Raw genomic sequence first — 23461 nt, 5'->3', positions numbered from 1 at the left:
CCCCGCTCCCGCCCACCTTCACTCCTCCGTGGGCTCCAGCAGCTGCCGGGCCTCCGCCCGCCGGGCCCGGACCGTCTCGTCGGCCGGGTCGGCGCCCTCGTAGGCGTCCAGCACCGCACGCGCGCGTGCGGTCGCCGCGGCCGGACGGCTGAGGTCGGCCTCCAGCCAGCCGGCGGCCAGCTCCGCGGCGGTACGGCCGTGCAGCCCGTCCTCACCCAGCGTGGCGAACACCGAGATCGCCGCCGCCATCTCCGCGAGCGCCGCCTCGAACGCCTCCTGGATCGCCGGGTCGTCGGCGTCCTCCGGCACGGAACGGGCCAGCAGGTCACCGAACTGCCGGTGGGTGTGCCCGAGTTCACCGGCGAGCCGCTCCGCCGCCGCCGGGTCCCCGACGCCCTCCAGCGCCGACTCGCACTCCCGGACCGCGTCCGCCATCAGCTTCCGCGCGCCCTCCGTCCCCGCCTCCGTCCGCAGCGCCAGCCACGCGCGGGCCCGCAGCGAACGCACCAGGAAGTGCACATTGCCCATCTCCCGCCACAACTCGCCCGCCCGCGTGTACGCCCGGTCCGCCTCGGCGGGCAGCCCCGCGTTGCCCAGTGACTCCGCGGCCAGGTGGGCCAGGGTGGCGTGGTCGTGCTGCTCGGGCCAGTGCCGGGCGATCTCGGCCGCCTGCAGCCGCCGTTCGGCCGCCGCGTGATGCTCGCCCAGCTCGCTCAGACAGTCCCCGAGCCACCACTGGGTCTGGACGACCGCGCCGTCGCCGTGCGTCTCGGCGCTCAGGTCGGCCAGCGCCGACTCCAGCACCTCGGCGGCCTCCGCGAACCGCCCCTGCCGCAGCAGGAAGCCGCCCAGCTGGTGCCGGGCCCACGCGCCCAGCGTGCCGCTCTCCCCGGCCTCGTCGGCCCAGTGCGCGGCCTCCAGGGCGTGCTCGGCGGCCTCCTCGGCCGCCCCGCGGCCGCCGACCACCTCCGCGAGCTGGAGATGCAACTGCGCCCGCCCGACCGGCTCCACGTACGGCCCGCCGTGCTCCAGCGCCGCGCGCAGCGCCCGCTCCGCCTCCGCCGGGTCGCCCTGCTCGTGGGCGAGCGCGGCCACCCGCACCTCGTACTCGACCGCGAACCACGGCAGCTCCGCGCCGACGAACTGCGCCGACGCCTGCCGGAACAGCTCACCCGCCCGCTCCCCGTCCCCGGCGTGCTCGGCCAGTTCGGCGAGCATCGCCCGCCCCTCGGCCGCCCGGGACACCAGCCGTACGTCGGACCCGCCGCGCCCGCCGACCAGCGCCAGCAGCTCCCGTACCGCCTGTTCGGCCTCCGCGGCGCCCTCGGACCGCTCGTGCACCTGCCGCATCAGGATCCGGGCCCGGCTCATCAGCACGGACGCCGTCTGCCGCACCCCGGTCGAGTCGTCCGCGTACAGGGCGAGAATCCGGTCGTACGGCTCGTCGATCGCGGCCAGCGCCTCGGCCAGCTCCCCGGACAGCGCGCGCACGTACGCGGCACGCGCGCGTGCCGCGATCGCCTCGCCCTCGTCGCCCGCCTCCGCGTACAGCTCCGCCGCCCGCTCGAACAGCCCGACCCCCTCGGGGCCGCGCCCCATCGCCGTGTGGTCGGCGATCTCCGCGCGGACGTACGTGTCCACCTCGGTCTCCTCGGCGGCCTCCGCCACCGCCGCCCAGGCCTCCAGCGCGTGCGGCTGGAGCGTGTCCGACAGCCGCCGGGCCTCGGCCAGGAGCGCGGGCAGCGAGGGCTGTTCCGACTGCTCCGGCGCGTGCGCCGGGGCGACCGGCACGACAGGGCCGGCGGGCGCCGTCCGGGCCGCCCGCACGCCCAGCGGCAGCCGGTCCGCCAGCGGTTGCTGCGCCATCCGCTCGCGCAGCTGGTCACCGACGTAGGACGTGCCGTTGCGGGCGTCGAACCGCGCGGTCAGCTCCAGGGCCTCCGCGCGCGCGTGCCCGGCGAGTTCCCCCGCGGTCCACGCCCGCCCGGCGGGCCCCGGCACCCGCTGCCCGCCGAGCCCCAGCACGGTCAGCCGGTCCATCAGCAGCGCCACCACCGCCAGGAAGTCCATCCGGCTGCGCGGCTGCCCGGTGTCCGTGAAGTAGGCGGGACGTTCCGCCAGCAGCTCCAGACCGCGCGCCTCGTTGCCGGTCAGCGCGCAGAACTCCACGTGGTCCGCGTAGGCGCCCCGCATGCTCTCCATCGGGCGGACGAGACGGAAACCGCGCAGATGGTGCGCGCGGGCCTCCTCGACGCGGCCGAGGCGCAGCAGCGGCACCAACGAGGAGGCCAGCACCGTGTGCGGCTCGTGGGCGCAGCTGTACTCGCCGTCCAGCACCGGCCCCCACACCTCCAGGGCCTCCGCGTCCCGGCCGTTCCTCAGGTGCCAGCCGCCCTGCCCGTGCAGCTCGCACGCGTGACAGTCGGCCATCCGGTCCCGGTCCGCCGCCAGCCAGGCCGCGTACGCCCGCTCCGCGCGCGCGAGGTCGCCGATGTGCCCGGCGACGCTGAACTCGGCACCGCGCACCGCCCGCTCGGAGTGCCCGGCCAGCCGGTAGCGGTGCTCCATCTCGCCCAGCCACTTCTCGATCGAGGCGAGCGGGATGTGCGGCTGGTCGAGCATGCCGGCCGTCATCCACTTGAAGACCCAGTGCAGCGAATGCGTCTCGTACTCGTCGAAGTCCTCGGGCCGCTCGTCCCACATCCGCAGCAGCCGCGCGAACGGGACGAACATCTTGTCCTTCTCGGAGCTGTAGTTGTAGACCTTCAGCTGGTGCCCGAGCGCCTCGATCACGGCGAGCGGGATGTTCAGCTTCTCGGCCTCCGCCAGCAGCTGCTCCGCGCGCGCGTTGCGGGCGGGACCCTCCGGCTCCTCGGAGTTCTCCGCCATCGCCCGGCGCAGCGAGTCGAAGTCAGCAATCTCCATCAGCGATCGTCTTCCCCATGCGTGGCCCACTCCAGGAGGCCGATGAACGAGCGGTTGAGCAGCGCCGAGTCGGCCGGCCGCAGCGGGCGCTGGGCCATCAGCAGCGCCTGACCGTAGAGCGACTCGGTCGCGGTGCCGATCAGCTCCGGGTCCTTGAGGGCACTGATCCGCCGGATCAGCGGGTTGAGGTGGTTGAGCACCAGACGGGCGCGGGGCGCGCTGCCGCGCAGCGAACCCAGGATGCCCGCCCACAGGTCGTCGGCCTGCTCCTCGGCCTCCGCACGGGCCTGTTCGTGGCGGGCGGCGCGGTCGTCTAGGTGGAGGGCGGGGACCGAGAGGGGGTGGAAGGCCCTCAGTACAATGTCACATTGCAGTGGGTCCAGCTTCGCCCGCGCCACCCCCAGGAACCCCGCCACCGCCAGCTCCTCCGCCGGGTCCACGGCGTCCAGATGCGCGGTCACGGTGTCCGCGTCCAGCTCCGCGACCACCGTCCCGGGCCGCACCGACGGCAGCGCCTCGACCAGCTCGCTGTCGTACGTGTAACCGCCGTTGATCACCCCGACGCCCTGCGCGGAGGCGATCGGCGCGACCTGCCGGTACTCCTCGACCGTCCGCGTGAAGTGCACCACCGGGTGCCGCTGCGCGAACTCCTCCAGGGACAGCTGCCCGTCGGTGGTCTCGAAGGGGAGCCACGGCAGCATGGTCCGCAGCATCTCCGGGTCGTGCCGGGCCAGCGACTTCACCCCGAGGTGATGCACGGACAGGAACGCGGCAAGCCGTTCCGGATCACCGGCCGCAAGACCGGTCAACCAGGACCGAATCCTTTCGCCGAGCGCCTCCCGTACGGCGGCCAGCGTCTCGTCCTCGTACAGCGACTCGCGCGAGGCGGTCGGCCGCAGACTGTCCGTGTCCAGGACGCAGCGCACGAAGAACGCCCAGTCCGGCAGCAGCTGTTCGGCCCGCTCGGTGAGCAGCATGCCCTTGAGGTGCACCCGGTGCGTGGCCCGCTGCGCCGGACTCACCGCCGACGGCAGCACGTACGCCACCCCCCGGATCCCGGCCAGCGGCACGTCCAGCGCGATCGAGTCCAACGGCGTGAACCCGAACAGCTCGTGACAGTGCCGGGCCAGCGCCACCCGCCGGGTGCTGGGGGAGGGGTACGGCCGGTCCCAGGGCGCCGGCAGGTCGGTGACCGCCTCGTCGCCCACCCGGACGTCGTACGGCAGCAGCGAGCCGAAGTCCCGCGCCAGCGCGAGCACCCGCCGCTCGTCCAGCCACTCGGCCGCACCCGCCCGCGCCACCAGATGCACGGTGGTACCGGGCTCGGGGCGGGCCTCGGGCGCCAACGTCCTTACGGTGTACGACCCGTCGTCGCGCGCCGTCCACTCCACGGGCGGCGCGTCCGGCGTGCGGGCGCTGCGGCTGACCACCCGGATCCGCTCGGCGACCACGAAACAGGCCAGCAGCCCGATGCCGAACTGGCCCAGGAAGTCGGAACGGGCCTCCTGCAGCCCGTTCCCCCGTTTTGAACTGCGCCCGATGGTCGCGAGCAGGCTGTGCACGTCGGACTCGGTGAGCCCGACGCCGCTGTCCTCCACCCGAAGGGCGCTGCCGTCGGCGTACAGCCGCACCCGCGCCGGGGCGTCGGGCTGTTCGGCCCGTCTCGCGGTGATCGCGTCCACGGCGTTCTGCAGCAGTTCGCGCAGGTAGACCTTGGGGCTGGAGTACAGGTGATGGGAGAGCAGGTCCACCAAACCACGCAGGTCGACCTGGAACGTATGAGGTGACTGTGATGCCTGGGATGACTGTGAGGTCTGGGAGTCCATCGTCGCTGCGCCGGAGGGGGGAAGACGTGGTCGGCGCGGGGTCGGGCGGTCCCTGGTGGGGTGGTGACCGCGGAAGGATGGCCGGAGCGCGCCATCCTATGACTCAAAACGGCCGTCTGACCAGGGGTTTCCCGAGACATATACGGCATTGTCAGTGGTGTGGTGTGCAATGGATCTCGTGCCCGCACTGGAAGAACCACTGAAGAAAGTGCTCGGCCCAGCCACCGCAAAGGTGATGGCCGAGCATCTCGGCCTGCACACCGTCGGCGACCTCCTGCACCACTACCCCCGCAGATACGAGGAGCGCGGCCAGCTCACCCACCTCGCCGACCTGCCCATGGACGAGCACGTGACGGTGGTCGCCATGGTCGCCGACGCCCGCCTGCACACGTTCGCCTCCGCCAAGGCGCCCCGCGGCAAGGGCCAGCGCCTGGAGGTCACGATCACCGACGGCAGCGGCCGGCTCCAACTGGTCTTCTTCGGCAACGGCGTGCACAAGCCCCACAAGGAACTCCTGCCGGGCACCCGCGCGATGTTCGCCGGCAAGGTCTCGGTCTTCAACCGCCGCCTGCAACTGGCCCACCCGGCCTACGAGTTGCTGAGCGGCGACGACCCGGCCGAATCGGTGGAGACCTGGGCGGGAACCCTGATCCCCCTCTACCCGGCCACCGCGAAGCTGGAGTCCTGGAAGATCGGCAAGGCGGTCCAGATCGTCCTGCCCAGCGCCCAGGAGGCCCTGGACCCGCTCCCCCCGCCCCTCCGTGAGGGCCGCGGTCTGGTCTCCCTCCCCGAAGCCCTCCTCAAGATCCACCGCCCGCACACCAAGGCGGACATCGCCGCGGCCCGCGACCGTCTCAAGTGGGACGAGGCCTTCGTCCTCCAGGTAGCCCTGGCCCGCCGCCGCCACGCGGACGCCCTGCTCCCGGCGGTGGCCCGCAGACCGGCCCCCGACGGCCTCCTGACGGCCTTCGACGACCGCCTCCCCTTCACCCTCACGGACGGCCAGCAGAAGGTCTCGAGGGAGATCTTCGACGACCTGGCGACGGAACACCCCATGCACCGCCTCCTCCAGGGCGAGGTCGGCAGCGGCAAGACGATGGTCGCCCTCCGCGCCATGCTCGCCGTGGTCGACGCGGGCGGCCAGGCGGCCATGCTCGCCCCCACCGAGGTGCTGGCCCAGCAGCACCACCGCTCGATCACCGAGATGATGGGCGAGCTGGCCGAGGGCGGCATGCTCGGCGGCGCGGACCACGCCACCAAGGTCGTCCTCCTCACCGGCTCGATGGGCACGGCGGCCCGCCGCCAGGCGATGCTCGACCTGGTCACGGGCGACGCGGGGATCGTGATCGGCACGCACGCGCTGATCGAGGACAAGGTCCAGTTCCACGACCTCGGCCTGGTCGTCGTCGACGAACAGCACCGCTTCGGCGTCGAACAGCGGGACGCGCTCCGGGGCAAGGGCAAGCAACCGCCCCACCTCCTCGTCATGACCGCCACCCCCATTCCCCGCACGGTCGCGATGACGGTCTTCGGCGACCTGGAGACCTCGGTCCTGGACCAGCTCCCGGCCGGCCGCTCCCCGATCGCCACCCACGTCGTCCCCGCCGCCGACAAGCCCCACTTCCTGGCCCGCGCCTGGGAACGGGTCAGAGAGGAAGTCGGGAACGGCCACCAGGCCTACGTCGTCTGCCCCCGCATCGGCGACGACATCGATGAGGCGGCCGACCCCAAGAAGGCGAAGAAGTCCGCCGAGGACGAGGCGGAGAAGCGTCCCCCGCTCGCCGTCCTGGACGTGGCCGACCACCTCGCCAAGGGCCCGCTGAACGGCCTCCGGGTCGAGGTCCTGCACGGCCGCATGCACCCCGACGACAAGGACGCGGTGATGCGCCGCTTCGCCGCGGGCGACACGGACGTCCTGGTGGCCACGACGGTCATCGAGGTCGGCGTGAACGTCCCCAACGCCACCGCCATGGTGATCATGGACGCCGACCGCTTCGGCGTCTCCCAGCTCCACCAGCTGCGCGGCCGGGTGGGCCGGGGCTCCGCCCCCGGCCTCTGCCTCCTGGTCACGGAGATGCCGGAGGCGAGCGCCGCCCGCCAGCGCCTCACGGCGGTCGCCGCCACCCTGGACGGCTTCGAGCTGTCGAGGATCGACCTGGAGCAGCGGCGAGAAGGCGACGTGCTCGGCCAGGCCCAGTCGGGCGCCCGCTCCAGCCTCCGCGTCCTCGCGGTGATCGAGGACGAGGAGATCATCGCGGAGGCGAGAGAGGAGGCGACGGCGCTGGTCGCCCGAGACCCTGAGCTGACCGACCTCCCGGGCCTACGAACAGCCCTGGACGCCCTCTTGGACGAGGAGAGAGAGCAGTACCTGGAGAAGGGCTGAATGTGACGTGCCCCCTTTGGGGGCGCGGGGAACTGCGCGAGCAACCACGACGCACCTGCTGCCAAACTGAATCCGTAACCACCCCGGAAAACTCCCCCGGACCGAGGATTCAAAATGACCCGCGTGATCGCCGGCCAGGCAGGCGGACGGCGCCTCTCCGTGCCGCCCGGCACCGGAACCCGCCCCACCTCCGACCGCGCACGCGAAGGCCTCTTCTCCACCTGGCAGTCCCTCCTGGGCGGCCCCCTGGACGGCGAACGCGTCCTCGACCTCTACGCGGGAACCGGGGCCGTGGGCCTGGAGGCCCTCTCCCGGGGCGCCGGCCACACCCTCCTCGTCGAGGCCGACCCCAGAGCCGCCCGCGTCGTACGTGAAAACGTGAAGAATCTGGGGCTCCCCGGCGCCGAGGTAAGAGCGGGCAAGGCCGAGCAGGTCATCCAGTCACCGGCGCCCACACCGCCGTACGACATCGCCTTCCTGGACCCCCCGTACGCCGTCACGGACGACGATCTTCGGGAGATTCTCCTCACACTCCGCTCGGAGGGCTGGCTCGCGCCGGACGCTCTCGTCACCGTGGAGCGCAGCACCAGAGGTGGCGTCTTCAACTGGCCGACCGGCTTCGAAGGCCTCCGGTCCCGTCGCTACGGCGAGGGAACGTTTTGGTACGGTCGCGCCGCCTCTACGTGCGAAGACGCACGATGACCGGACCGGAGAGCGAGGGATCTCAAGTGCGCCGCGCCGTCTGTCCCGGGTCGTTCGACCCGATCACCAACGGACACCTCGACATCATTGCCCGTGCGTCCCGTCTCTACGACGAGGTCTACGTCGCGGTGATGATCAACAAGTCCAAGAAGGGCCTGTTCGAGATCGACGAGCGGATCGACCTGATCCGCACCGTCACCGCCGACTACGGAAACGTCCGGGTCGAGGCCTTCCACGGCCTCCTCGTCGACTTCTGCAAGCAGCGCGACATCCCGGCCATCGTCAAGGGCCTGCGGGCCGTCAGCGACTTCGACTACGAGCTGCAGATGGCCCAGATGAACAACGGTCTGTCGGGTGTCGAGACGCTGTTCGTACCGACCAACCCGACCTACAGTTTCCTCTCCTCCTCGCTGGTCAAGGAGGTGGCCCAGTGGGGCGGCGACATCGCCCACCTGGTTCCGCCGGCCGTTCTGGAGGCCCTCAACAAGCGTCTCGGCAGGGACTGATGGGGCTACAGTCGTCCCGTCCGTCTCCAACCCAGCTGTAGAGAGTGGCGAGCACAGGTGGACGTGCAGAAGAAGCTCGACGAGATCGTGACCTCGGTCACCGGCGCCCGGTCCATGCCCATGTCGGCGTCGTGCGTGGTCAACCGCGCCGACCTGCTCGCGATGCTCGAAGAACTGCGTCAGGCGCTGCCCGGCTCGCTCGCGCAGGCCGAGGAGCTGATCGGCGGCCGGGACCAGATGGTCGAGCAGGCCCGCATGGAGGCCGAGCGGATCATCGAGACCGCGCACGCCGAGCGCGGCTCGCTGATCTCCGACACCGAGGTGGCCCGCCGTTCCCAGGCCGAGGCCGACCGGATCCTCGCCGAGGCCCGCCAGGAGGCCGAGGAGGTCCGCGCCGACGCCGACGACTACGTCGACTCCAAGCTCGCGAACTTCGAGGTCGTCCTCACCAAGACCCTCGGCTCGGTCGGTCGCGGCCGCGAGAAGCTGCTCGGCACCGGCCCCGGACTCGACGAGCAGGGCTACGAGGACGAGGACGCCCCCGAGCGCAGCCACGACCCCGAGACCCTGCGCCGGGACGCCGACGCCTACGTCGACGTCAAGCTCGGCGCCTTCGAGGCGGTCCTCGCCAAGACCCTGGAGGCGGTCGGCAAGGGCCGCGCCAAGCTGCACGGCCGGATCGCCTCCGACGCCCTCGGCGCCCTCGCCGACGACGACACGACCTTCCAGCACTCCAGCGACGCCGACTACCTCGCCGACCTCGCGGCCCTCGCCGACCAGGACGAACGGGCGGCGCAGGCGCAGGCGCAGGCGGCCCCGGCCGAGCAGCCCCAGCAGCAGCCGCAGTACGACCAGCAGCCCATGCAGCAGCCGGTCGCGCAGGATCCGTACGGCTACCCCCAGCAGCAGCCCGTCTACGCCCAGCAGGACGGGTACGGCTACCAGCAGGACCCCTACGGCTACCAGCAGGCCGATCCGTACGCCGCCGCCTACCAGGGCTACGACACCGGCCAGCAGCCCGTCTACGACCCCCAGCAGCAGCCGGCGGCCCAGCACCAGCCGCACCAGTCGTACGCCCTCGACGAGACCAGCCTCTTCGACACCGGCATGATCACGCCGGAGCAGCTGCGGGCGTACGAACAGGGCCGGGGCCTGTAGGAAACCGGCTGGAAACCCGGCTCGAAACCCGGCCGGAAACCCGGCGGAAGGCGGCCGGAAGACAGGCGGATTGGGCCGACAGCGAAAGGTCCAGTATCCTGGCTCTTCGGTCGCGTCTACATCCGCGATCCACGCTGCCTGGAGGCATCTCAGGACGGCGTCCCTCTGAGTTCGAAGATCGAAAGCAGGAATGGCTCCTCACGCGCGCCTCGACCACCGCAACCCGTTCGTGTTCGACACACACGAGCTGGGACGGCGTCCTGGTGCCCTGCAGCGTCTGACCCGCACGATCGACGCTCCCGAGGACTTCGGGATCAAGGGGGTCATCGGAGTGCCGCAGGGCGCCCCGGTGGAGCTCGAACTCCGGCTCGAGTCGGTCATGGAAGGTGTGCTCGTCACAGGCACCGCCCGTGCACAGGCCGAGGGGGAGTGCGTAAGGTGTCTGGAGCCGGTCGAGCAGGAGCTCGAAGCGGACTTCCAGGAACTGTTCTCGTACCCTGACGCCGACGACCGGGGCCGCGTGATCGCGGAACCGGGCGACGACGCCGAGGACGACGAGGACAGGTTCTTCATCGAGGACGGCCTGTTCGACCTCGAGCCAGTGCTGCGTGATGCGGTGGTGCTCGCACTGCCGATGCAGCCGGTGTGCCAGGACGACTGCCTGGGCCTGTGCTCCGAATGCGGAGCCCGGCTCACGGACGACCCGGACCACCACCATGACGCCGTCGACATCCGTTGGGCGGCTTTGCAGGGACTCGCCGGTTCCACCAAGGACGGCGAGAAGGACGAGATGTCCGGCGCTGACGCGGAAGCGGGCGTCGACGAGAAGCAGGAGAAGTAGCCGTGGCTGTTCCGAAGCGGAAGATGTCGCGCAGCAACACGCGCCACCGCCGGTCGCAGTGGAAGGCTGCGGTCCCCACCCTGGTTGCGTGCGAGCGCTGCCACGAGCCCAAGCTGCAGCACATCGCGTGCCCGTCTTGCGGCACCTACAACAAGCGCCAGGTCCTCGAAGTCTGAGCGGCCAGGTGAGAGGCACTGTGTCCAGTCCCAAGAAGGGCGATGAGCCCAAGGCGGACCCAACCGCCAAGAAGAAGGCGGACAGCACGGCCTCGTCCCACACGCTTCTGGAAGGGCGGCTCGGCTACAAGCTCGAGTCCGCCCTTCTGGTGCGTGCGCTGACCCACCGTTCCTACGCGTACGAGAACGGCGGCCTGCCGACGAACGAGCGGCTGGAGTTCCTCGGTGACTCCGTCCTCGGCCTCGTCGTCACGGACACGCTGTACAACATCCACCCCGACCTGCCCGAGGGCCAGCTGGCCAAGCTCCGGGCAGCGGTGGTGAACTCGCGTGCGCTCGCGGAGGTGGGCCGCGGTCTCGACCTGGGCTCCTTCATCCGGCTCGGCCGCGGTGAAGAGGGCACGGGCGGCCGGGACAAGGCGTCCATCCTCGCCGACACCCTGGAAGCGGTGATCGGCGCGGTCTATCTCGACCAGGGCCTCGATTCGGCGTCCGAGCTGGTGCACCGGCTCTTCGACCCGCTGATCGAGAAGTCCTCGAACCTCGGAGCCGGCCTGGACTGGAAGACCAGTCTCCAGGAGCTCACCGCGACGGAGGGCCTCGGCGTGCCCGAGTACCTGGTCACGGAGACCGGCCCCGACCACGAGAAGACCTTCACTGCTGCCGCCCGCGTCGGAGGCGTCTCGTACGGCACCGGCACCGGCCGCAGCAAGAAGGAGGCGGAGCAGCAGGCCGCCGAGTCCGCCTGGCGCGCCATCCGCGCCGCGGCGGACGAGCGTGCCAAGGCCAAGGCAGCCGAACAGGCGGCCGAGGCCGAGGCTGAAGAGGACGACGGCCCGCCGTCGTCCGCCGCCTCCGCCTGACGAACAGCGCAGCCCGAGCGCCCGCCACCTTTCCACGGAGGCGGGCGCTCGGATCGTCCACGGTCCTTCCCGGGAGCCCCGATGCCTGAATTGCCCGAGGTGGAGGTCGTACGGCGCGGCCTGGAGCGGTGGGTCGCCCATCGCGTCGTCGCCGAGGCCGAGGTCCTGCACCCGCGTGCCGTACGACGACACCTCGCCGGCGCCGACGACTTCACGCACCGGCTCAAGGGCCACCGCTTCGGCACCCCGAGCCGGCGCGGCAAGTACCTGTGGCTGCCGCTGGAGGACACCGGCCAGTCGGTCCTCGCCCACCTGGGCATGAGCGGCCAGCTGCTGGTGCAGCCGCACGCGGCACCGGACGAGAAGCACCTCAGGATCCGCGTCGCCTTCGCCGACGAGGTCGACACCGAACTGCGTTTCGTGGACCAACGCACCTTCGGCGGACTGTCGTTGCACGACAACACTCCCGACGGACTGCCGGACGTCATCGCGCACATCGCCCGCGACCCCCTCGACCCGCTGTTCGACGACGAGGCCTTCCACCAGGCGCTGCGCCGGAAGCGGTCCACCATCAAGCGGGCGCTGCTCGACCAGTCGCTGATCAGCGGAGTCGGCAACATCTATGCGGACGAGGCGCTCTGGCGCGCCCGACTCCACTACGAGCGGCCGACCGCCGGCTTCACCCGCCCGCGCACCGCCGAACTCCTCGGCCACGTACGGGACGTGATGAACGCGGCGCTGGCCGTCGGCGGCACCAGCTTCGACAGCCTGTACGTCAACGTCAACGGTGAGTCGGGGTACTTCGACCGCTCGCTGGACGCCTACGGCAGGGAGGGGCTGCCCTGCCGCAGGTGCGGTACGCCGATGCGCAGGCGGCCCTGGATGAACAGGTCCAGCTACTTCTGCCCGAAGTGTCAGCGGGCGCCGCGCGAGTCGTCGTAACGCTCGCGGGCGGCCAGTACCTCGTCCATCCGGCCCTCCACGAAGTGGACGACGGCCAGCAGGTGCTCGGCGACCCCGCGGCCGAGCGGGGTGAGTTCGTAGTCGACGCGCGGCGGGTTGGTCGGCTGCGCCTCGCGGTGCACCAGGCCGTCGCGCTCCAGGGCCTGGAGCGTCTGGGAGAGCATCTTCTCGCTGACGCCGTCCACCCGGCGGCGCAGTTCGTTGAACCGGAACGACCCGTCGTGCAGCGCGCTCAGGGTGAGCCCGCCCCAGCGGCCCATCACGTGCTCGAGGGTGGTGCGCGAGGGACAGGCCCGGGCGAAGACGTCGTACGGAGGCTGCGGCTCCGTGACGCCGTCCTGGGTGATGGTCATGCGTCAAGCGTACGGGAGCACAGCGCTAACCGACAGGGTGCGCTAACTGTTGGTTAGTGTGACCCTGTCTGCTAGTAACCGAAGTCCTGCGTCCACCACGGCCCGCCCTCGCCGAAGTGCACCCCGACCCCGAGGGTCTTGAAGTCGCAGTTCAGGATGTTGGCGCGGTGGCCCTCGCTGTTCATCCAGGCGTCCATGACGGCCTGGGCGGTGGCCTGGCCGCGGGCTATGTTCTCGCCGCCGAGGTTGGATATGCCGGCCGCCGCGGCCCGGTCCCACGGCGTCTTGCCGTCCGGGTCGGTGTGGTCGAAGAAGTCCCGCGCGGCCATGTCGTCGCTGAACGCCTCGGCCAGCTTGGTCAGCGAGGAGTTCGCGGACAGCGCGCTGCAGCCGACCTTCGCCCGCTCCTCGTTCACCAGCTTCAGCACCTCGGCCTCGACGACCGCCTCCTGGGAGGTGGTGATCGGCGCGGCGGTCTTCACCGGCGCCTTGGTGGCCGTCCTGCTCGGGGTGGCCGTCGCCTTCTTGGACGGCGTGGCGGTGTCCGTCGGCTTCTCGGTCGCCGTCTTCGTCGGGGTGGGCGACGTGGAGGCGGAGGCCGACGCGGAGGCGGACTTCGAGGCGGGCGCCGTCGGGGTCGGCGAGGTGGGCCGCTGGGTGTCCCGGCTGGTCGAGGAGCCGGTGCCGCGGCTCTCGGCGCTGCCGGAGGTGCCGCCCTGCTCGGCGGCCGTGTTGCTGGGCGTGCCGTCGGCCTGCACCTGCTCGCCGCCGGTCGTGCTGCTGTTGCCGCCGAGCTTGTAGTTCTCCAGGCCCGGCACCACACCGGTGGCCACCGCGACCGTGCCGATGGCGACCGCGGCGGAGACCCCGAGCAGGCCGGTGGCCACGGGCCGCCCCGACTTCTTCCGGCGCCGGTGCCCGCCGCCTGAGGGGGAGCCGCCGGCCGGGGCGAACTCCTCGGCAGGGAACTCGGCGGTGTTCATGAAGCGGGCGTAGTCGTCCTCGGTCGCGAACAGGTAGGCCGAGCTGCGCGCGTTGGTGTCGGCGTACTCCTCCTGGCGCAGGTAGGCCGCCGTGCCGGTGCCGTAGCGGAGGCCCGCGTACGAGTCCTGCGGGTCGTGGCCGCCCGTGTGCGAGCCGTCGTGCTCCGTGACCCCCGTGGCGTGGCCCGTGGCGGCGCGGCCGGCGGCGTGGCGTCGGTGGCGTCCCATGTCCTTGCCCTCTTCCCTCGTCCTCGCGGTCGGGGTCGACCAGGGGCCGGTGTGGCCAGTGACTCCTTCTGGTCAACCAGGCTCACTCGATCGAGTGAGTTTCATATGAGATTCATTGGGTGGGGACGGTACCCCATACCGCTGAGGGAGGAGGTGTCCCGAGTGACATTGGCCGGTTAGGTTGCAGCCATGAGCGAGGATGTGCGACTGGTCGCCTGGGTCCGTGGACGTGTGCAGGGCGTGGGTTTCCGCTGGTTCACGCGGGCCAAGGCGCTGGAGATCGGGGGCCTGAGTGGTTTTGCTCTCAATTTGGGCGACGGCCGCGTCCAGGTGGTCGCCGAGGGCTCCCGGACGGGCTGCGAAGGACTGCTCGACTGGCTCCAGGGCGATGACACGCCCGGGCGGGTGGAGGGTGTCACCGAGATCTGGGACACACCCCGGGGCGGCTACGACGGCTTCGCCATCCGCTGAGCCCGCTCTGTAAAACGGCGCAGGCAGAAGCGGAGCGATCTGCCACCGGCATGTGCCCCGAGCAGAAATGGCCTGGTGGTTGCCAAGAACCGCGTGTCGTGGCAGGCTCCGCACTTACAGATGATCGCCACGCCCTGAGGGCCCCGCAGGAGTCGCAGCGCCGCCCGGCCAGGGCCGTGTGATCCCGGGTTCGCCCGCCAATACAGGGCGTGATCGTGTTGACCGTCAAACTTTTTGGTGAGACGCTGAAAGCCCCGCGCACCTTAGCTGTTTGGCATGGCGCAACAGTCGAGCAACACTCGGATGTGTCAAGCACCGCGGGTGCGAATCCCTCACGACCCACACCGCTTCGGTCGGTCACTCAGTGTGGAGGACCATCCATCATGGCAAAGGCGCTTCTCGGTTACGTCGGCGGCTCCGACCCGCGACTCCTCGCCGAGATGCGACGGCTCCAGCAGCGTGTCCAGGACCTCGAATCCGAGCTCGTACGGATTCAGGCCGAGAACGACGCGCTGACGGCTGCCGCTTCTCCCGACAGGATCATGGAGAGCATCGACGCACACCAGGCGGAGCCTGCGCTCACCTGATCGCTGCATCGCTCCACAACAGCACATGCGGCGGTTGGGCAGCCCTTTCAACCGCTTAAGTTGTCAAGATTTGCAAGGGACGCTCCGGCGTCCCTTCTTTCTTGCCTGCCATGCCCCCGATACCCCCGACCTGCCCCCGAGCCCGGCCCTTCCAGCCCCGCGCATCCTTTCACCTTCTTTAACGTCTGGTGTGCCCTGCATGTTCATGCGCGAAACCGCGAGGTTGCGAGGGGTCGTGGAGTGCGGTAGCGGCGCCGGGTAGAGTCCGACGCCGTGCACCTCAAGGCCCTGACCCTCCGCGGGTTCAAGTCGTTCGCCTCGGCGACCACGCTCCGGTTCGAGCCGGGGATCACGTGCGTCGTCGGTCCGAACGGCTCGGGCAAGTCCAATGTGGTGGACGCGCTCACCTGGGTCATGGGCGAGCACAGCGCCAAGTCGCTGCGCGGCGGCAAGATGGAGGACGTCATCTTCGCCGGCACCACCGGCCGCCCCCCGCTGGGCCGCGCCGAGGTGTCCCTGACCATCGACAACTCCGACGGCGCGCTGCCCATCGAGTACGCCGAGGTCACCATCACGCGGATCATGTTCCGCAACGGCGGCAGCGAGTACCAGATCAACGGCGACACCTGCCGCCTCCTGGACATCCAGGAACTCCTCTCCGACTCCGGCATCGGCCGCGAGATGCACGTCATCGTCGGCCAGGGCCAGCTCGACTCCGTCCTGCACGCGGACCCGATGGGCCGCCGCGCCTTCATCGAGGAGGCGGCCGGCGTCCTCAAGCACCGCAAGCGCAAGGAGAAGGCGCTGCGCAAGCTGGACGCGATGCAGGCCAACCTCGCGCGCGTGCAGGACCTGACCGACGAACTCCGCCGCCAGCTCAAGCCCCTGGGCCGCCAGGCCGCCGTCGCCCGCCGGGCCGCCGTCATCCAGGCGGACCTCCGCGACGCGCGCCTGCGCCTGCTCGCCGACGACCTCGTACGACTCCGCCAGGCACTCCAGACCGAGGTCGCCGACGAGGCCGCCCTCAAGGAACGCAAGGAAACCGCTGAGCAGGAGCTGAAGAAGGCCCTCCAGCGGGAGGCCCTCCTGGAGGACGAGGTACGGCAGCTCACCCCGCGCCTGCAGCGGGCCCAGCAGACCTGGTACGAGCTGTCCCAGCTGGCCGAACGCGTCCGCGGCACCATCTCGCTGGCCGACGCCCGGGTGAAGAGCGCGACCTCCACGCCTCCCGAGGAACGGCGCGGCCGCGACCCCGAGGACATGGAGCGCGAGGCCCACCGCATCCGTGAGCAGGAGGCCGAACTCGAAGCCTCCCTGGAGGCGGCCCAGCACGCCCTGGACGACACCGTCGCCCACCGCGCCGAGCTGGAGCGCGAGCTCGCCCTCGAAGAGCGGCGCCTGAAGGACGTGGCCCGCTCCATCGCCGACCGCCGCGAGAGCCTGGCCCGGCTGAACGGCCAGGTGGGAGCCGCCCGCTCCCGCGCCGCGTCCGCCCAGGCCGAGATCGACCGGCTCGCCGCCGCCCGCGACGAGGCCCAGGAGCGGGCGGTCTCGGCGCAGGAGGAGTACGAGGCGCTGAAGGCCGAGGTCGACGGCCTCGACGCCGGCGACGAGGAACTGGCCGCACAGCACGACGAGGCCAAGCACCGGCTCGCCGAGGCGGAGGCCGCCCTGACCGCGGCCCGCGAGGCGGTCACGGCGGCGGAGCGCAGCCGCGCCGCGACCCAGGCCCGCCATGAGGCGCTGGCGCTGGGCCTGCGCCGCAAGGACGGCACGGGAATACTGCTCGGCGCCCGGGACCGCCTCACCGGCGTCCTGGGCCCGGCGGCAGAACTGCTCACCGTGACCCCGGGCCACGAGGTCGCCCTGGCAGCGGCCTTCGGCACGGCGGCGGACGCGATCGCCGTGACGACCCCGTCCTCGGCGGCCGACGCGATCCGCCTGCTCCGCAAACAGGACGGCGGCAGGGCAGCACTGCTGCTGGCGGGGGCTCCGGAGGCACCTCAGGCTGGCGCGCCCCAGTCCGAGCGGCGCTTCTTTGAAGCGCCCCAGTCGGACGCGCCCCACTCTGAAGCGCCCCAGCCTGTCGCGCCCCAAAGGGGCGCGGGGAACTGCGCGACCAGCCACGACGCTGTCGCACCCGACCGACGACCCACCACGGCCCTCCCGTCAGGGAACTTCGCAGCAGACCTGGTCCGAGGCCCCTCCGACCTGATGCCCGCCGTACGACGGCTCCTCAAGGACATCGTCGTCGTCGAGGACCTCGAAGCCGCCGAGGACCTCGTCTACCGCCACCCCCACCTCACCGCCGTGACCGCCGAAGGCGACCTCCTCGGTGCCCACTTCGCGCACGGCGGCTCCGCCGGCGCCCCCAGCCTCCTCGAAGTGCAGGCCTCCGTGGACGAGGCCGCCGCCGAGCTGGAAGAGCTCGCCGTCCGCTGCGAGGAGCTGTCCGACGCCCAGGAGTCGGCCCAGGCGCACCGCAAGGAGTGCGCGGCACTCGTCGAGGAACTGGGCGAGCGGCGCCGCGCCGCCGACCGCGAGAAGTCGGCCGTCGCCCAGCAGCTCGGCCGCCTCGCCGGACAGGCCCGTGGCGCGGCAGGCGAGGCGGAACGTTCCACGGCCGCCGCCGCCCGTGCCCAGGACTCCCTCGACAAGGCCCTGGAAGAGGCCGAGATCCTGGCCGAGCGGCTCGCCGTGGCCGAGGAGATGCCCGTCGAGGAGGAGCCGGACACCTCGGTACGGGACCGGCTCGCCGCCGACGGCGCCAACGCCCGGCAGACCGAGATGGAGGCCCGCCTCCAGGTCCGTACCCACGAGGAGCGGGTCAAGGGGCTCGCCGGCCGCGCCGACTCCCTCGACCGCGCCGCCCGCGCGGAACGCGACGCACGCGCGCGTGCGGAACAGCGCCGGGCCCGGCTGCGTCACGAGGCGGCGGTCGCGGAGGCCGTCGCCGCCGGTGCCCGCCAGCTGCTCGCACACGTCGAGGTCTCCGTCGGCCGGGCCGAGCAGGAACGTGCCGCCGCCGAAGCCGCGAAGGCCCGCCGCGAGCAGGAGCTGACCGCCGCCCGCACCACCGGCCGCGACCTCAAGGCGGAGCTCGACAAGCTCACGGACTCGGTGCACCGGGGCGAGGTACTCGGCGCCGAGAAACGGATGCGGATCGAGCAGCTGGAGGCCAAGGCGCTGGAGGAGCTCGGGGTCGAACCGGCGGGGCTCGTCGAGGAGTACGGCCCGCACCAGCTCGTGCCGCCCTCGCCCCCCGCCGAGGGCGAGGTGCTGCCGGACGACCCCGAGCACCCGCGCAACCAGCCGAAGTCCTTCCACCGGGCCGAGCAGGAGCGCCGGCTCAGGGCGGCCGAGCGGGCCTACCAGCAGCTCGGCAAGGTCAACCCGCTCGCCCTGGAGGAGTTCGCGGCCCTCGAGGAGCGGCACAAGTTCCTCAGCGAGCAGCTGGAGGACCTGAAGAAGACCCGCGCCGACCTGCTTCAGGTCGTGAAGGAGGTCGACGAGCGCGTCGAGCAGGTCTTCACGGAGGCGTACCGGGACACGGCGCGGGAGTTCGAGGGCGTCTTCAGCCGCCTCTTCCCGGGCGGCGAGGGCCGGCTGATCCTGACCGACCCGGACAACATGCTCACCACGGGCGTGGACGTCGAGGCCCGCCCGCCGGGCAAGAAGGTCAAGCGGCTCTCCCTGCTGTCGGGCGGCGAACGCTCGCTGACCGCCGTCGCGATGCTGGTGTCGATCTTCAAGGCTCGTCCCAGCCCGTTCTACGTCATGGACGAGGTCGAGGCGGCCCTGGACGACACCAACCTGCAGCGGCTGATCCGCATCATGCAGGAGCTCCAGGAGTCGTCCCAGCTCATCGTGATCACGCACCAGAAGCGGACGATGGAGGTCGCCGACGCGCTGTACGGCGTGTCCATGCAGGGCGACGGTGTGTCGAAGGTCATCAGCCAGCGGCTTCGCTGACGCTGGTCCTGGCCGACTTCTGCGGGTGCGGCGCCGTTGTGGCTGGTCGCGCCCCGCGGCGGAGCCGCAGATCAACACAGCCCCGCGCCCCTCTGGGGCGCGTTACCCTCACCTTTTCTTCAAGAAGTGAACGCATCTTTGTTGCGTGGTCTCTGCAACTTCACACCTGGCCCCCTATTGACTTCGAAACTTGAAGGCATAGTCTCTGCAACGTTGCTTTTACCTTCAGGTGTGAGCGGTGTGCGGACGTGCGCCACTTAGACCTGGGAGGGCTCACCCCCCACCCCCGGCAGCGTTGCCGGTGGCCCGAGGAGTTTCTTGTGACCAGCACTGCGCAGGCACCCCAGTCAGGAGCCGGGACGGCTCACCCCGATCACCTCGGGCATGTCATCTTCATCGCGGCGGCCGCCGCGATGGGCGGTTTCCTCTTCGGCTACGACAGCTCCGTCATCAACGGTGCCGTCGAGGCGATCCGGAGCCGTTACGACATCGGGTCCGCGGCCCTCGCCCAGGTCATCGCCATCGCCCTGATCGGCTGCGCCATCGGCGCCGCGACCGCCGGCCGGATAGCCGACCGCATCGGCCGCATCCGGTGCATGCAGATCGCGGCCGTGCTGTTCACCATCAGCGCCGTCGGTTCGGCGCTGCCCTTCGCCCTGTGGGACTTCGCCCTCTGGCGGATCATCGGCGGCTTCGCCATCGGCATGGCCTCCGTCATCGGCCCCGCCTACATCGCCGAGGTCGCACCGCCCGCCTACCGCGGCCGCCTCGGCTCCTTCCAGCAGGCCGCGATCGTCATCGGCATCGCCATCTCGCAGCTCGTCAACTGGGGTCTGCTGAACGCCGCCGGCGGCGACCAGCGCGGCAAGCTGATGGGCCTGGAGGCCTGGCAGGTCATGCTCGGCGTCATGGTGGTCCCGGCCGTCCTGTACGGCCTGCTCTCCCTCGCGATCCCCGAGTCCCCGCGCTTCCTGCTCTCCGTCGGCAAGCGTGACCGCGCCCGCGCGATCCTCGAAGAGGTCGAGGGCAACAGCGCCGACCTGGACGCCCGTGTCGCCGAGATCGAGCACGCGATGAAGAGCGAGCACAAGTCCACGTTCAAGGACCTGCTGGGCGGCTCCTTCTTCTTCAAGCCGATCGTCTGGGTCGGCATCGGCCTCTCGGTCTTCCAGCAGTTCGTCGGCATCAACGTGGCGTTCTACTACTCCTCCACGCTCTGGCAGTCGGTGGGCGTCGACCCGACGGACTCGTTCTTCTACTCCTTCACGACGTCGATCATCAACATCATCGGCACCGTGATCGCGATGATCTTCGTGGACCGCATCGGCCGCAAGCCGCTGGCCCTCATCGGTTCGGTCGGCATGGTCGTCGGCCTCGCCCTGGAGGCCTGGGCCTTCTCCTACCACCTGGTCGACGGCAAGCTCCCGTCCGCGCAGGGCTGGACCGCCCTGATCGCCGCCCACATCTTCGTCCTCTTCTTCGCCCTGTCCTGGGGTGTGGTCGTCTGGGTCATGCTCGGCGAGATGTTCCCGAACAGGATCCGCGCCGCCGCCCTGGGCGTGGCAGCCGCCGCGCAGTGGATCGCCAACTGGGCCATCACCGCGAGCTTCCCGTCGCTGGCCGACTGGAACCTCTCCGGGACCTACGTGATCTACACGGTCTTCGCGGCCCTCTCCATCCCGTTCGTCCTCAAGTACGTCAAGGAGACGAAGGGCAAGGCCCTGGAGGAGATGGGCTGACCAGCCCCCCGACTCGAGGAGAAGGGCCAAGTCCCCGCTGCCCCTCTCCTCGTACCCCCCGCCGCCCCGCCCGGTCACTGCCCGGGCGGGGCGGCGGCTCGTTTCCTGATCCGCCGCACACCTCCCGGAACCGAACTTCGCCGCTGCACCACTCCCCGCCGCAACGGCGATCAGCCGTGACGGTGCTGTCCGGCGGTGCCGAAATCTCCGTGGCCGCCCGCCGACACGCCTCGCCCCCGTTACGCCGGCAGCGCCGGAAGCACGGTCTCCGCGAAGAGCCGCAGGCTCCGCCAGCCCTCCTCCACCGGCATCCCGCCCGCCAGCGGATGCAGCACCAGGTTGTCCAGTCCCGCCGCCACGCACTCCCGCGGGGTGAGGATGCGGTAGACGCCCTCCTCGCGCAGTTCCCCGACCGTGGTCGCGGCGGACCGCACCGCCGAGCGGATGTCCCCGGACTGCCAGGACGCGTACGTCCGGGCCTCGTGCAGGAAGTGCTCGCCGTACTCCGCCCATGCCCGGTCCGGGTCCTCGGCGATGTGCAGCAGCGGTGTCTCGGCCGTGGGCATCATCGTCCAGCCCTCCGTGCCGTACTCGGTGAGCTGCTCCTTGTAGTACGCCTCCAGCTCCGGCAGATGCGCGCTCGGGAAGAACGGCAGGCCGAGGCGGGCGGCGCGGCGGGCGGCGGCCCTGGAGGAGCCGCCGACCAGGAGCAGGGGGTGCGGATCGGTGAAGGGGCGCGGAGTGACCCGTACCGTACGGCCCCGATACTCGAACTCCTCCCCGGTCCACGCCTTCAGCAGCGTCTCCAGCAACTCGTCCTGGAGCCGGCCGCGGCGCTTCCAGTCCACGTCGAACTGGGCGTACTCCTCGGGCCGGTAGCCGATCCCGGCCACCGTCACCAGGCGGCCGCCGCTGAGCAGGTCGAGGACCGCGATGTCCTCCGCGAGACGCAGCGGGTCGTGCAGCGGGCCGATCACCGCCGACACGGTCACCGCGATGGTCCGGGTCGCCCCGAAGACCGCGCCCGCGAAGGCGAAGGGCGACGGCAGCCAGTTGTTGCCGACCCCGTGGTGCTCCTCGGTCTGCACGGTGGTGACCCCGTGCTCGTCGGCGTACGCGGCCATGTCGAGGGCCGCCCGGTAGCGGGCGCCCAGGGAGGCCGGGGAGGCACCGGGCTCGACGAGGTTGAAGCGGACGACCGAGACGGGCATGGGAGTTCCCCTTCACCTTGGCTGGCCGGGCAGGTGTGCGGGGACAGTAGCTGACGGCTCGTCAGACGGCCAGGGGTGCGGGCTTCCCGGCTGAAGCCGGCACCACCGCCGGCTTCGGCAGTACCGCGTACAGCAGGCCCGAGACGACGATCGTCGCGATCCAGCCGAGGCCGTACCGGCCGACGGGGTTGTTGGTCGCGAGCGGGCCGGTGAACCAGTCGCAGGTGGTGAAGACCAGGCCGGTGGCCAGGCCCAGCGCCCAGGCCGCGACGGCGGCGGGGGAGAAGCCGGCCCGGTACCAGTAGGCACCGGCGGGCGTGGTGTCGAGGAGGGCCGCGCCGTCGTACTCGCGCCGCCGGAGCATGTCGACACCGAACACCCCCACCCACGCCGAGAACGCCACCGCCAGCAGCGACAGGAAGGCGATGAACGAGCCCAGGAAGGAGGTCGCCGCCAGCATCAGGACGCCGCCGAGGACCAGCGAGATCACCGCGTTGACCGAGACCGCCCAGTGGCGGTGGACACGGAAGCCGAGCGTCTGGGCGGTGAAGCCCGCCGAGTACATCGACATCGCGTTGATCAGCAGCATCCCGACCAGGGTGACCAGGAGATAGGGGACCGCGAGCCACAGGGGGAGGGCCGCGCCGAGGAAGGAGACCGGGTCGGCCGCCCTGGCCAGGCCCGGGGTGGCGGACGCCATCACCGCGCCCGTCAGGACCATGGGGAGGACGACGATCCCGGCCCCGCCGACCGTGTTGCGTACGATCGCCGCCGAGGACGCCGTACCCGGCAGGTACCGCGTGAAGTCCGGCGCGGCCGGCGCCCAGCTCATCCCGCCCGCCGCGATCAGCCCGGCCCCGGTGACCATCGCGGCCGCGGGGCCGGCGGGCCGCCCGAACACCTCCGCCCAGTCCGTCGTCGCGATCAGGTAGCCGAGGACCAGCAGCGACAAGGCGGCGAACAGCCAGGTCGCCCACCGGTTGCAGTACCGCACCGCCCTGATGCCCATGCCCGAGATCGCGAACGTGGTGATCACGAAGAGGAGCAGGGCGACGACGACCAGGGCGGTGTTGCGCCGGATCCCGAAGAGGATCCCCAGCACCGCCAGCAGCGCATAGGCGCCGGTCACCGCGTTGATCGTCTCCCAGCCCCAGCGCGCGACCCAGATCAGCCCGCCCGGCAGCAGGTTGCCGCGCTGCCCGAAGACCGCGCGGGAGAGGGCCATGCCCGGTGCGCCACCGCGCTTGCCCGCGATGCCGATCAGTCCGACCAGGCCGTACGACACGATCGGAGCCGCGGTGCCGACCACCAGGGACTGCCAGAAGTTCAGCCCGAACGACACCACCAGGCCCGCGCCCATGGTCACCAGCAGGACGGTGATGTTGGCGGCGATCCAGGTCGGGAGCAGACCGCGGGGTGTGCCGCCGCGCTCGGCGTCCGGGACCGGTTCGATGCCCCGGGTTTCGAGGCCGTGGTGCTCCAGCGACTCTTCGAGATGTTCGAGCGCGCCATCGTGGCCGGCGGTGGTGCCCATAGGCAGTCATCGTACGTTAGTCCGACGAATCATCTCAAAA

General features: G+C 71.2%; 17 protein-coding genes and 1 pseudogene. 12 read left to right on the top strand and 6 right to left on the bottom strand.

What is annotated here, in order from left to right; genetic code table 11:
* Positions 1-18 precede the first annotated feature (18 nt).
* Both ABZ887_RS17525 and ABZ887_RS17520 read right to left on the bottom strand, forming a co-directional pair.
* Positions 19-2928, bottom strand: a complete 2910-nt coding sequence (locus ABZ887_RS17525) for a tetratricopeptide repeat protein (RefSeq protein WP_361289866.1) — start codon at positions 2926-2928, stop codon at positions 19-21.
* The gene (locus tag ABZ887_RS17520; RefSeq protein WP_361289681.1) at positions 2925-4751 is read right to left on the bottom strand and encodes an HSP90 family protein; all 1827 of its coding nucleotides are present in this window, start codon (positions 4749-4751) and stop codon (positions 2925-2927) included. Before ABZ887_RS17520 ends, ABZ887_RS17525 begins: the two co-directional genes overlap by 4 nt.
* 169 nt (positions 4752-4920) lie before the next feature.
* Here ABZ887_RS17520 and recG point away from each other — a divergent pair, with 169 nt between their 5' ends.
* The 8 genes and pseudogenes from recG to mutM all read left to right on the top strand — a co-directional run bounded on the left by recG (position 4921) and on the right by mutM (position 12322).
* Positions 4921-7134 (top strand): ATP-dependent DNA helicase RecG, encoded by a 2214-nt coding sequence (gene recG / locus ABZ887_RS17515; protein ID WP_361289678.1) that lies wholly within the window; start codon positions 4921-4923, stop codon positions 7132-7134.
* A 111-nt stretch (positions 7135-7245) separates the two neighbouring features.
* Positions 7246-7836, top strand: a pseudogene (gene rsmD, locus ABZ887_RS17510) (16S rRNA (guanine(966)-N(2))-methyltransferase RsmD); the annotation flags it as partial.
* A complete protein-coding gene (gene coaD, locus ABZ887_RS17505; RefSeq protein WP_093498868.1) occupies positions 7833-8342 on the top strand; it encodes a pantetheine-phosphate adenylyltransferase in 510 nt (169 codons plus the stop codon). The pseudogene rsmD and the gene coaD, both read left to right, overlap by 4 nt.
* A gap of 57 nt (positions 8343-8399) precedes the next feature.
* Positions 8400-9500 carry an ATP synthase F0 subunit B gene (locus ABZ887_RS17500; protein WP_361289673.1) on the top strand — a complete coding sequence of 367 codons (1101 nt, stop codon included), beginning with the start codon at positions 8400-8402 and terminating at the stop codon, positions 9498-9500.
* Between the two features lie 190 nt (positions 9501-9690).
* The gene (locus ABZ887_RS17495) at positions 9691-10341 is read left to right on the top strand and encodes a YceD family protein (protein WP_361289670.1); all 651 of its coding nucleotides are present in this window, start codon (positions 9691-9693) and stop codon (positions 10339-10341) included.
* A 2-nt stretch (positions 10342-10343) separates the two neighbouring features.
* Entirely contained in the window at positions 10344-10517 is a 174-nt protein-coding gene (gene rpmF, locus ABZ887_RS17490) for a 50S ribosomal protein L32 (RefSeq protein WP_007493396.1), read from the top strand.
* 8 nt (positions 10518-10525) lie between these two features.
* On the top strand, positions 10526-11380 hold the full coding sequence (gene rnc, locus ABZ887_RS17485) for a ribonuclease III (RefSeq protein ID WP_361289667.1): 855 nt from the start codon (positions 10526-10528) through the stop codon (positions 11378-11380).
* A gap of 81 nt (positions 11381-11461) precedes the next feature.
* Complete coding sequence (mutM, locus tag ABZ887_RS17480; protein WP_361289664.1) at positions 11462-12322, top strand: bifunctional DNA-formamidopyrimidine glycosylase/DNA-(apurinic or apyrimidinic site) lyase; 861 nt, start codon at positions 11462-11464, stop codon at positions 12320-12322.
* On the opposite strand, the gene ABZ887_RS17475 is transcribed toward mutM, so the two are convergent.
* Together ABZ887_RS17475 and ABZ887_RS17470 are read right to left on the bottom strand one after the other, a co-directional pair.
* A complete protein-coding gene (locus ABZ887_RS17475; RefSeq protein ID WP_361289661.1) occupies positions 12295-12696 on the bottom strand; it encodes a helix-turn-helix domain-containing protein in 402 nt (133 codons plus the stop codon). The genes mutM and ABZ887_RS17475 overlap by 28 nt on opposite strands.
* A gap of 71 nt (positions 12697-12767) precedes the next feature.
* Complete coding sequence (locus ABZ887_RS17470; RefSeq protein WP_361289658.1) at positions 12768-13907, bottom strand: CAP domain-containing protein; 1140 nt, start codon at positions 13905-13907, stop codon at positions 12768-12770.
* 189 nt (positions 13908-14096) lie between these two features.
* On the opposite strand from ABZ887_RS17470, the gene ABZ887_RS17465 reads away from it, so the two are divergent.
* From ABZ887_RS17465 to ABZ887_RS17450, 4 genes are all read left to right on the top strand, one after another.
* A complete protein-coding gene (locus ABZ887_RS17465) occupies positions 14097-14378 on the top strand; it encodes an acylphosphatase (protein ID WP_089098517.1) in 282 nt (93 codons plus the stop codon).
* Between the two features lie 383 nt (positions 14379-14761).
* Positions 14762-14965, top strand: coding sequence for a hypothetical protein (locus ABZ887_RS17460; RefSeq protein ID WP_361289655.1), 204 nt, complete (start codon positions 14762-14764; stop codon positions 14963-14965).
* A gap of 273 nt (positions 14966-15238) precedes the next feature.
* Positions 15239-18937 (top strand): AAA family ATPase, encoded by a 3699-nt coding sequence (locus tag ABZ887_RS17455; protein ID WP_361289652.1) that lies wholly within the window; start codon positions 15239-15241, stop codon positions 18935-18937.
* A 320-nt stretch (positions 18938-19257) separates the two neighbouring features.
* Complete coding sequence (locus tag ABZ887_RS17450; RefSeq protein ID WP_361289649.1) at positions 19258-20676, top strand: sugar porter family MFS transporter; 1419 nt, start codon at positions 19258-19260, stop codon at positions 20674-20676.
* 239 nt (positions 20677-20915) lie between these two features.
* Here ABZ887_RS17450 and ABZ887_RS17445 read toward each other — a convergent pair whose 3' ends face one another.
* On the bottom strand, positions 20916-21887 hold the full coding sequence (locus tag ABZ887_RS17445) for an LLM class flavin-dependent oxidoreductase (RefSeq protein WP_361289646.1): 972 nt from the start codon (positions 21885-21887) through the stop codon (positions 20916-20918).
* A 61-nt stretch (positions 21888-21948) separates the two neighbouring features.
* The gene (locus tag ABZ887_RS17440) at positions 21949-23421 is read right to left on the bottom strand and encodes a cytosine permease (protein WP_361289643.1); all 1473 of its coding nucleotides are present in this window, start codon (positions 23419-23421) and stop codon (positions 21949-21951) included.
* Positions 23422-23461 lie beyond the last annotated feature (40 nt).

Source organism: Streptomyces sp. NPDC047061, from assembly GCF_040643955.1.
Lineage (GTDB): Bacteria > Actinomycetota > Actinomycetes > Streptomycetales > Streptomycetaceae > Streptomyces.
Note: the sequence above shows the minus strand (reverse complement) of the source record. Positions and strands in the feature narration are given on the sequence as shown.

Bases quoted from the DNA above. Each gene is read 5' to 3' on its own strand.
- mutM (WP_361289664.1), top strand. From the start codon at position 11,462: ATGCCTGAATTGCCCGAGGTGGAGGTCGTACGGCGCGGCCTGGAGCGG.
- ABZ887_RS17445 (WP_361289646.1), bottom strand. From the start codon at position 21,887: ATGCCCGTCTCGGTCGTCCGCTTCAACCTCGTCGAGCCCGGTGCCTCC.
- ABZ887_RS17475 (WP_361289661.1), bottom strand. From the start codon at position 12,696: ATGACCATCACCCAGGACGGCGTCACGGAGCCGCAGCCTCCGTACGAC.
- ABZ887_RS17465 (WP_089098517.1), top strand. From the start codon at position 14,097: ATGAGCGAGGATGTGCGACTGGTCGCCTGGGTCCGTGGACGTGTGCAG.
- ABZ887_RS17470 (WP_361289658.1), bottom strand. From the start codon at position 13,907: ATGGGACGCCACCGACGCCACGCCGCCGGCCGCGCCGCCACGGGCCAC.
- ABZ887_RS17495 (WP_361289670.1), top strand. From the start codon at position 9,691: ATGGCTCCTCACGCGCGCCTCGACCACCGCAACCCGTTCGTGTTCGAC.
- coaD (WP_093498868.1), top strand. From the start codon at position 7,833: ATGACCGGACCGGAGAGCGAGGGATCTCAAGTGCGCCGCGCCGTCTGT.
- ABZ887_RS17520 (WP_361289681.1), bottom strand. From the start codon at position 4,751: ATGGACTCCCAGACCTCACAGTCATCCCAGGCATCACAGTCACCTCAT.
- ABZ887_RS17440 (WP_361289643.1), bottom strand. From the start codon at position 23,421: ATGGGCACCACCGCCGGCCACGATGGCGCGCTCGAACATCTCGAAGAG.
- ABZ887_RS17460 (WP_361289655.1), top strand. From the start codon at position 14,762: ATGGCAAAGGCGCTTCTCGGTTACGTCGGCGGCTCCGACCCGCGACTC.
- recG (WP_361289678.1), top strand. From the start codon at position 4,921: ATGGATCTCGTGCCCGCACTGGAAGAACCACTGAAGAAAGTGCTCGGC.